This is a genomic window from Streptomyces sp. NPDC127084, assembly GCF_042724175.1.
In the GTDB taxonomy this organism is placed as follows: Bacteria; Actinomycetota; Actinomycetes; order Streptomycetales; family Streptomycetaceae; genus Streptomyces.
The window spans coordinates 1-8,719 of the sequence record NZ_JBHXFA010000218.1 but is presented as its reverse complement, the minus strand read 5'-3'; the positions used below and the strand labels follow the sequence as shown (position 1 = coordinate 8,719).

At 68.0% G+C, this 8,719-nt stretch carries 6 protein-coding genes; 1 reads left to right on the top strand and 5 read right to left on the bottom strand.

Features of this window, described 5'->3' with window-relative positions:
* Positions 1 to 146 precede the first annotated feature (146 nt).
* The 5 genes from ACFWI9_RS31215 to ACFWI9_RS31195 all read right to left on the bottom strand — a co-directional run bounded on the left by ACFWI9_RS31215 (position 147) and on the right by ACFWI9_RS31195 (position 7,359).
* Positions 147 to 1,856, bottom strand: coding sequence for a GAF domain-containing protein (locus tag ACFWI9_RS31215; protein ID WP_387167729.1), 1,710 nt, complete (start codon positions 1,854 to 1,856; stop codon positions 147 to 149).
* 759 nt (positions 1,857 to 2,615) lie between these two features.
* The gene (locus ACFWI9_RS31210; protein WP_387167732.1) at positions 2,616 to 3,755 is read right to left on the bottom strand and encodes an MFS transporter; all 1,140 of its coding nucleotides are present in this window, start codon (positions 3,753 to 3,755) and stop codon (positions 2,616 to 2,618) included.
* Between the two features lie 58 nt (positions 3,756 to 3,813).
* Positions 3,814 to 5,142, bottom strand: a complete 1,329-nt coding sequence (locus ACFWI9_RS31205; RefSeq protein ID WP_387167726.1) for a bifunctional 3,4-dihydroxy-2-butanone-4-phosphate synthase/GTP cyclohydrolase II — start codon at positions 5,140 to 5,142, stop codon at positions 3,814 to 3,816.
* Positions 5,143 to 5,552: 410 nt separating this feature from the next.
* Entirely contained in the window at positions 5,553 to 6,215 is a 663-nt protein-coding gene (locus tag ACFWI9_RS31200) for a response regulator (RefSeq protein WP_387167723.1), read from the bottom strand.
* The gene (locus ACFWI9_RS31195; protein WP_387167720.1) at positions 6,190 to 7,359 is read right to left on the bottom strand and encodes a sensor histidine kinase; all 1,170 of its coding nucleotides are present in this window, start codon (positions 7,357 to 7,359) and stop codon (positions 6,190 to 6,192) included. The genes ACFWI9_RS31200 and ACFWI9_RS31195 overlap by 26 nt, the downstream gene beginning before the upstream one ends.
* 175 nt (positions 7,360 to 7,534) lie before the next feature.
* On the opposite strand from ACFWI9_RS31195, the gene ACFWI9_RS31190 reads away from it, so the two are divergent.
* The coding region (locus ACFWI9_RS31190; protein WP_387167717.1) for an MMPL family transporter at positions 7,535 to 8,719 on the top strand (1,185 nt) is incomplete at its 3' end.

The window sequence follows — 8,719 nt, the reverse complement described above, 5'->3', positions numbered from 1 at the left end:
CGGCACCTCGCTGCGTTGTCGAATCACCCGAGTACATCCAGTACGAGGGCGATCTCCCCCTGCCTTCGGCGGGGGGACCCCCACCGCCTTGCGATGTACCGCACCGGACGCCGCGAGCTTCCCGGCCAACCTATCCGGTCACAGCACTAGTGAGCGGGGAGCGGTACTCGCCACGTCAATCGCGTACCCCATGGCGGCGCCGCCTGGACGCTCAACGAGCCGCCCAGCAGGCGCGCGCGGTCTTCGAGATTGGCCAGGCCGCTGTGAGGGGCGTTTTTCGAGACTCCGATGCCGTTGTCCGTTACGGTCAGAGTGAGTGATTCATCCTCGACGACCACGGAGACTTCCGCCGCTCCGGCATGGGCGTGTCGGGCGATGTTCGACAAAGCCTCCCTCAAGACTGCGAGCAGGTGCTCGGCGACCGCAGTGGGTACGACTGTGTCGATAAGACCGTCCATCCGCAGCGCGGGAGTGAAGGACAACTGCGGCAGTGCGTCTTCCACAATCTGGACGATGCCAACGCGCAGTCCCTGCCGGGAGCCGCTGTTGTGACGGCGAATCCCGAAGACCGCGGATCGGATGATGCTCGTAGTCTCATCAAGGTCGTCGACGGCCCGAAGCAGTCGTTCCCTGACCTCGGGACGCTCCACGAACCGCAGCACGCTCTGCACTGTCATGCCGGTTGCGAAAAGTCGCTGAATCGCGACATCGTGCAGGTCGCGGGCGATGCGGTCGTGGTCCTCCAACAAGGCCAGTTCCTCGGAAGCGTGTTTACGCTCGGTTAGTTCGATGGCCAAGGCGGCGGAGCCGACGAACCCCATCAAGGGCTCTGTCTCCGATCGCGTGAAGGGGATCTGTCCCACGGATCGCGCCAGTATGAGCACTCCACGTACGCTCTGCCGCGTGCGCATGGGGACCGCGACCACCGGTCCATAAGGGTTCTCCAGGGCGAGGCCGGCCAGGGGGCCTGGATCACTGGTGGCATCGGAACAGATGACATCCTTGGCCGCGATCGCTTTCTTGGCAAGTGTCCCTCCGCTGGGGAGGATAGCGCCTAGGTGAGCGGCGGAACCGACTCCTACGGCATATCCGACGTAGAGGTCGTCCCCGCTGTCCACGGGGAGTAGAACCAGTCCCAGGTCTGCGGCCAGAATGCGGCAGGCGTGACCCGCGATCAATTCCAGTGCCCGGGGCCCCAGCCACTCGCGCTCGTCTACCCCTGACAGAAGGCCACTTGACATTTCCGCATTTGCATCCAGCCATTGTTGGAAGTAGGCGGCCCGCTCGCGTGATTGAGTACTGTCAATGGCCATGCCCGAGGCAGCGGCCAGGGCGGAGACGGCCGCTTGATCATCCTGGTCAAACGTCTGCCCGGTTTGCTTTTCCGTCAAGTAGAGGATGGCGAAGACTCGCCCCCCTGCTTTGACCGGCACCCCGAGCGAGGGCCTCATCGGGGGGTGGTGCTCGGGGAACCCGCAAGAGGCTGGATGTCGTGACAGGTCGTCGAGCCTCAAAGGTTCCGGGTTGCGAATGACCTCGCCCAACACTCCCTCTCCCGACGGGTACGGCCCCATCGCTGCGGCTTCCTCCTCCGTCAGGCCAACTGTGAGGAACTGCGAGAGCCGTCCGTCGCTCCCGAGGACGCCTAGAGCGCCATGCTGGGCATCCACCAGTGCTACGGCTGCCTGTGCAATGCGGAGCAGTAGCCGGGGCAGCGCCTGCTCCGCCGCAACCCACGAGATGGCCTCATGCAGAGCCTGGAGCTGGTTCCCTCCCTGCCTGGCCGTCACAACCCGTGTCGGGACCTCAGCGGAACGCGGCTGGGGCGGACCCGCAACATCACCGCCATCCTCCATGTCCGCAGACTCCTTCTCAACGAAACATAACGGTCAGAATATCTGTTACTGGTGCAAAACTGCATGCGTGGTGGTGTGTGTGCAAGATGCATCAAGTTTCCTGGAGGTGCTCACCACGGTGCCGAGATGTAAGGGGCCGCAGACTCAGGCAGGCTGAGCCTGGCCCCGGAGTGTGGCATTGGCCTCGGGCAGGGGGACTCGCCGAGCACACAGGCGCGGCCGTGGTTGCGGCGGTCATCACCGCGCACATGGTCTTGCGGAAGGAAGTGCCCCGCATCTGCGCTTCGACGACGCTATCGCCGTAAGGCGATGCGGCCACGCGGATGAGCCATCAGGGCGGGCCAGTGGGCTTCAGGGATGCGGGGCGGTCCGGGGGCGGCCCGAAGCCTGGCGGGCGGCATCGCCCGCCTGAGAGGCGAACGCGCCAGAGGGTGCAACCTTTAGTCCATGAAACAGATCTTGTGATCCGTATGCTGGATCGCGAACAGGGGAGAAGGGAAGACCTTGGCTCGCGACGTCTTCGAGCGGGGAAGCGCCGGATACGAGCAGGCCCACTGGACACCGTGTGGAACGCCCGGGTGCCTCTCCGTTATCCCGACGTGATCGTGCGAGCTCTTCAGTGGAGTCGCAGCGCGAGCCGTCGGGCCTTGAGCGGGGTGGATGGCGGGGCATCGATAGGCTTCGCTACCGCTGCGGAGGAGCGGCGACCGCTTGTCGCCCACTCGGTCATGCCCGCAATCATCCTCTACGTTCGGGCAGTTATACAGCGTCGGGTATGGGGGGAGCTGACCGACTGCTTGGCACGGCAGGGTGTTTGAGGAGTCGGTGGAAGGCGACAAGCAGGAGGGCGCAGAGGGTGACTCCCGCAGCAGCGTTGACGCCGGCGGCATGGAGAGAGGCATCAGCGAGAAGGGTTCCGCATAGCGCAGAGCCGCCGGCGATGCCTGCTGCGACCGCGGTGGCCAGCCAGGCGAAGGCTTCGGTGATGGTGCCCGGGGGCGCCTGCTGAGGTGTGAGGGTGAAGGCTGCCGTCAGCAGAGGCGTGAAGAACACACCGGCAAGGAGACTGACCAGTGCTGTGGCAGTGGGCCCGGGGACGAGTGCGAGCAGCCAGTAGGCCGCCGCCATCAAGGTGGCCGCTGCGGCGGCAATGACCGGCAGGGCGGCTGTCTTGCGCGGGTGCCGGGACTGCGACACCGCGGTACCCGCCAGCGCCCCGATGGAGGCGATGGCCATCAGGGTGCCGGCTCCGCCCGGTATGGGATGTTGTTCGGCATAGGCGATGGTGAAGACGTTGAAGGAGCCGATAGCCCAGCCCGAACCGGTCAGTGCGATGAGCATCACCACCAGTCCTGGGCTGTGCAGAGCGCCAAGCCAGCGTCGCCGGGGCGGGGCGGTCGTCCATGCTTTTGAGGGTGTGGACGTCGCCATTATGAGCGAGCCCAGCAGGCCCAGTGCCGCAGCGGCCCAGAGGGCCGAGCGAGCCGGACCGATGGCGGCAAGTCCCACGACCAGGAGTGGACCGACGATGAAGATCAATTGTTGGGAGCCCGCGTTGAGGGCGTAGGCCGCATCCACCGCCTTTTGTTTCGTGCCCACCAGGCTCGGCCACAGAGCCAGGAGGCACGGCTCCAATGGTGGCGCTGCCAAGCCTGCCACCACGGAGCCCAGCAAAACGGTCCACCTGGTGTCCGGAGAGAGTGCGACCAGAGCGAATCCTCCGCCAGAGAGGCATGCGGCGGGCACGAGTACGCGTGGCTGGCCCAGTCGGTCCACTGCCCGGCCCAGCGCTGCCCCGCCGATCCCCGAGGCGATCGCGAATAGGGCTGAGGCTGTTCCCACGAGTTGATAACTCTCCCCGGCTTGCCGCAAGGCCAGGGCGATCGCGAGCGTCGACATGGCCGTGGGCAGCCGTCCCACAAGGGAGCCGCCCAGCAGCCGGCACACATGGGGAAGCCTAAGCAGTCCGATAAACAAAGGAAGGACACTTCGGTACGACGCCGTACGCCCTGTCCCTGTCGCAGCCAGACGTGGGCGCTCCTGCGTCAAGCCAAGGGAGGTCGTGGGCCATCCGATCCCGCTTGGTGCGCAGGTATCGCAGGTTGTGCTCCCCGGGGGCGGTAAGCACTGGCTCACGGGAATTGATCTTCACGTTGTAGCGGGCAAGGCCGTCGGACTTGTCCGGGTTGTTGGTCAGTAGACGCAGCGAGCGCACTCCCAGATCGGCCAGCATCTGCGCAGCGACACCATAGTCACGGGCATCGACGGGCAGGCCGAGCTCCACATTGGCCTCAAGGGTGTCCCGTCCCCGTTCCTGCAGCTCATAGGCACGCAGCTTCGACAGCAGCCCGATTCCGCGCCCCTCGTGGTCACGCAGGTAGAGCACGACACCGCGGCCTTCGGAAGCAACGCGGGCGAGGGATTTCTGCAACTGAGCCTCGCAGTCACAGCGCAGGGAATGGAACACGTCGCCGGTCAGGCACTGGGAGTGGACCCGGACCAGGACGTCCTCGCCCTCTCCGATGTCGCCGACGACCAAGGCGATGTGTTCGACACCGTTGGACGTACTGCGATAGCCGTAGGCACGGAAGTCACCGAAGGCCGTAGGCAGCCAAGCCTCGGCTTCCCGACGAACAGCATGGCGACGATAGGCGATGATCTGCTCGATGGAGATGATCGTGAGGTCGTGCTCACGGGCAAAGCTGACCAAGTCCGGAAGGCGGGCCATGGTGCCATCCTGGTTGGCTATCTCCACGATCGCTGCAGCAGGCCGAAGTCCGGCGAGCATCGCCAGATCCACTCCCGCTTCCGTATGCCCGTTTCGAGCAAGGACGCCCGCCGACCGCGCTCGCAGCGGGAAAACGTGGCCAGGCTGGGTAAAGCTTTCCGGCGAGCACTCGCCCGAAGCAAGAAGTCGAATGGTCGTGGACCTGTCGGCGGCAGAAATCCCGGTGCTGACACCGTAGACGGAGCTGGCGTCGACCGAGACGGTAAATGCCGTCTGATTGGTCTCCGTGTTGCGGGCCACCATCGGCGGCAGGCCCAGACGGTCCAGATCCGAGCCTGCCATGGCAACGCAGATCAGCCCCCGACACTCGGCCATCATGAACGCAACAATCTCGGGCGTGACCTTCTCAGCCGCCACCACGAGATCTCCCTCGTTCTCGCGGCTCTCGTCGTCCACCACGATCACGGGCCGACCGACCTCCATGTCGGCGATGGCACGTTCCACGGTGTTCAGGACGACGGCCCGATCACAATCACTGGGCTGAACTGCGGTAGACATGCACTTTCCCTTCGCGGTCCGTGTTGCCGGCAGACGCCGGCGCATTCACACATCACGCCTAGAATTACCCAGCACGCCATGTGTACCGATATGTCCTATTGGTCCGTTCTGGCGGTACGGTCGGCCACAGCGCCTGGCCATTCGGCCACAGCCAGGCGTCCCAGGACGCGTATCGAGTCGTGATCATCGGGTGGTCCTGGTGAGGTCTTTGATCCAGATCATCGAGGCGTGCAGGTGGGGACTGGCGAGGTAGCTGTCGGGAGTCTTGTCGTATCGGGTGTCTCACCGTCCCAGCTCCGGCCTCCTGGTACGTCACGCTCTGGGGCGGGGGAGGCACGCGGAGCCGACGTGAGCCGACCGGTGCACTGATGTCCGGGCGGGGACTCATGGGACATGGCCCGGCACCCGGCTCAGGTTCCGGGGAGGATACGGCGCGTTTCGTAGGCCCACATCGCGATCTCGACCCGGTTGCGGGCGCCGAGTTTGGCCATCAGGCTGGCCAGATGCGTCTTCACTGTGCTGAGGCTGATGTGCAGTGCATCGGCGATCTCGGTGTTGGTCAGCCCGCGGGCGACGGCGAGGAGCACCTGCTCCTCGCGGGCGGTGACGGGGGAGACCGGCTGGGCCGCGGGCCGGCCGGCGGGCAGGTCCGCGAATGCCTGGAGCAGACGGACGGTGACGCTGGGCGCGATGAGCGCCTCACCGTCGGACGCCGAGCGTACGGCCTGGGCCAGAAGGTCTGGTCCTGTGTCCTTGAGGAGGAATCCGCGGGCGCCGGCACGCAGTGAGCCGTAGACGTACTCGTCGAGGTCGAACGTGGTGATGACCACCACGGCCAGCGGGTCGGCGACGCCCGGGCCGGCGATCAGCCGGGTGGCCTCGAGCCCGTCGAGTACGGGCATGCGGATGTCGAACAGGCAGACTTCGGGGCGCAGTTCGCGGGCCAGTCGTACCGCTTCGTGTCCGTCGGCGGCCTCGCCGACCACCTCGATTCCGGGCTGGGCGTTCAGCATGATCCGCAACCCGGTGCGGATGATCGCCTGGTCGTCAGCGACGAGGACGCGAATGGCCACGGTCGCTCCTCGCTCTGGGCAGCTCGGCTTCGACATACCAGCCCTGGTCGGCGCCGGGGCCGGCTTGTAGTTTGCCGCCGAGCAGGACAGCGCGCTCGCGCAGTCCGGCAAGTCCGTATCCGTCGCGACCTCGGCCGGTGCGTTGGCCGTTGTCGCGCGCGCTCACCCGTACCGTGTGCCGTTCCGCGGTGACCCGGACGACGACCTCGGTCGCGTTGACCGCATGGCGCATGGCGTTGGTCACCGACTCCTGCACGATGCGGTAGACGGCAGCGTCCAAGGCCGGGGGCAGCGTGTCCAGTTCGCCGTCGAGCCCCAGGTCGACCTTGAGGCGACCATCCGGCGTGCGCACCAGGCGGTCCAGATCCGCGACGCCGGCAGGCGGCGCCAGCTCGGCGCCGACCCCGCGGTCGCGCAGCGCGGCGACCATGGCTCGCATTTCCTCCAGCGTGCGCGCCCCTTCCTCCTCGACCCCCTCCAGCGCCTCGGCGGCGGCGGACGGGTCGGTGGCCGCGAGCACCCGGCCCGCCTGGGCGCGGATCACCATGGCCGACACGTGGTGGGCCACCGTGTCGTGCAGTTCCCGGGCGAGCTGCTCACGCTCGCGGGAGCGTACCTGCTCCAACTGCCGCTCGCGAGCGGTCCCCCAGAATCGCACGGCGGCCCCGATCAAGCCGGGCGCCGACAGGAAGACGAAGCCCCCGACCTGTTCGGCGGCCGGGGTTTCGTCCGTGACGGCGCACAGCGCGAAGGCCGCCAGGATCACCGCGCCGCCCAGCACGATCTCCCGTCCCGATCCCCACCGTGGCAGCGCGTACACCAGCACGAGCACGACCGCGCCGGTGTACAGGCCGACGGGCTCGCGCGGTGCGGCGACGAGCGAGGGCACCTGGAGCAGCATCGACGAGCCGAACGCCAGCGTGACCATCGCCAGCGGGCGGGTCCGGCGCCACAGGGGCAGCAGGCACAGCCATACGGCGAACACCACCGCCACCGGCCGCCACACGACGTTCTCGCGCAGGGTGGCCTCCAGCACCACACCGCCCAGGCCCGCGGCGAGCAGCGCCCAGTCCCGCCGCACCCGGGCGGGCGCGTCGGGCGGCCGGGGTTCGGTCCACAAGGTTCGCAGGTCGTCTCGCAGCACGGTTCTCAGCGTAGGGACCGTGCCGTGCCGCGCATCGGCCGAAAGGACTGGGCGTCACTCCGACTTGGGGCTGACGGATCCGCGGCCCGCGAGCCGATGCCGCAGAGCGCCGTGGCGACGAGCCTCGGCATCGTGGGGGGTACAAGGACGGCCGACGAGGTGGTTGGAGGAACCGATGCTCTCGAAAGCCCTGTTGCGCCTGGGCACAAGCGCCGCCCGCCATCCCTGGCGGGTGATCGCGGCATGGCTGATTGCCGCCACGCTTGCCGTCCTCGCCGCCATCGCCATCGGCGGGCGGACCGCGGACTCGATGACCGCTCCGGGACTGGACTCCCAACGGGCCGCGCAACTTATCGAGCGGGCCGGCACCGGCCAGGAGGGGATGACCGCCCAAGTGGTCGTCACCCCCCTCGACGGCGGTGCGACGTTCTTCGACCACGGCAGCGCGCGCACCGCTCTCACGCGGCTGCAGACCGAGGTGAAGCGGCTGCCGCACGTGCTCGGCACGAGCGACCCGGCGGGGGCACTCGACGCAGGCGGGGGAAAGGCCGTGCGCGGCGGCCTCGTCTCGGCCGACGGGCGGATCGCGGTCGTCCGGGTGCAGTACCCCGACCAGAGCCGGCTGTCGACCGAAGACCTCGACGCCCTTGTCGATCTCGGCGACCGGCTGCGCGCCGAACTGCCCCTGCGCATCGAGATGGGCGGGAACCTCTTCTACGCCTTCTCCGACCCCGACGGCGGCACGAGCGAGTTGATCGGCCTCCTCGCCGCGGCCGCGGTCCTGTTCCTGGCGTTCGGTTCGCTCGTCGCCGCCGCGCTGCCGATCGCCATGGCGGTCTTCGGACTGACCGTCGGGGTCGCCACGATGACGGTACTGGCGGGGGTCACGGACGTCCCCACGTTCGCACCGGTCCTGGGCAGCATGGTCGGGCTCGGAGTGGGCATCGACTACGCGCTGTTCGTGCTCGCCAGGCACCGGGAGTACCTCGCGCGCGGGCTCGATCCGCACGAGGCGGCCGGACGAGCGGTGGCCACGGCGGGGCGGCCGGTGGTCTTCGCCGGCGGCACCGTCGTCGTATCGATCCTCGGCCTGGCGGTCGCGAACGTACCGTTCATGACGGTGGGCGGGCTCGCCGTCTCGATCGTCGTTCTGACCATGGTGGTCGCGTCGGTGACGCTGCTGCCGGCCTTCCTCGGCGCCGCTGGCCCACGCCTGGCCCGGGCCGGCCGGATCGGCCGGGCTCTGCAGACCAGGAAGCTGGGCCGACTCGCACGGCGGCGGGGCGCCCCCCCCCGGGGCGCCCCCCCCCCCCCGGCGGGGGGGGGGGTGTGTGGGGGGTGGGCACAACCCCCGCCGCAC

Coding starts and splice junctions, on each gene's coding strand:
- ACFWI9_RS31215 (WP_387167729.1), bottom strand. CDS start 1,856: ATGGAGGATGGCGGTGATGTTGCGGGTCCGCCCCAGCCGCGTTCCGCT.
- ACFWI9_RS31205 (WP_387167726.1), bottom strand. CDS start 5,142: ATGTCTACCGCAGTTCAGCCCAGTGATTGTGATCGGGCCGTCGTCCTG.
- ACFWI9_RS31210 (WP_387167732.1), bottom strand. CDS start 3,755: ATGTCGACGCTCGCGATCGCCCTGGCCTTGCGGCAAGCCGGGGAGAGT.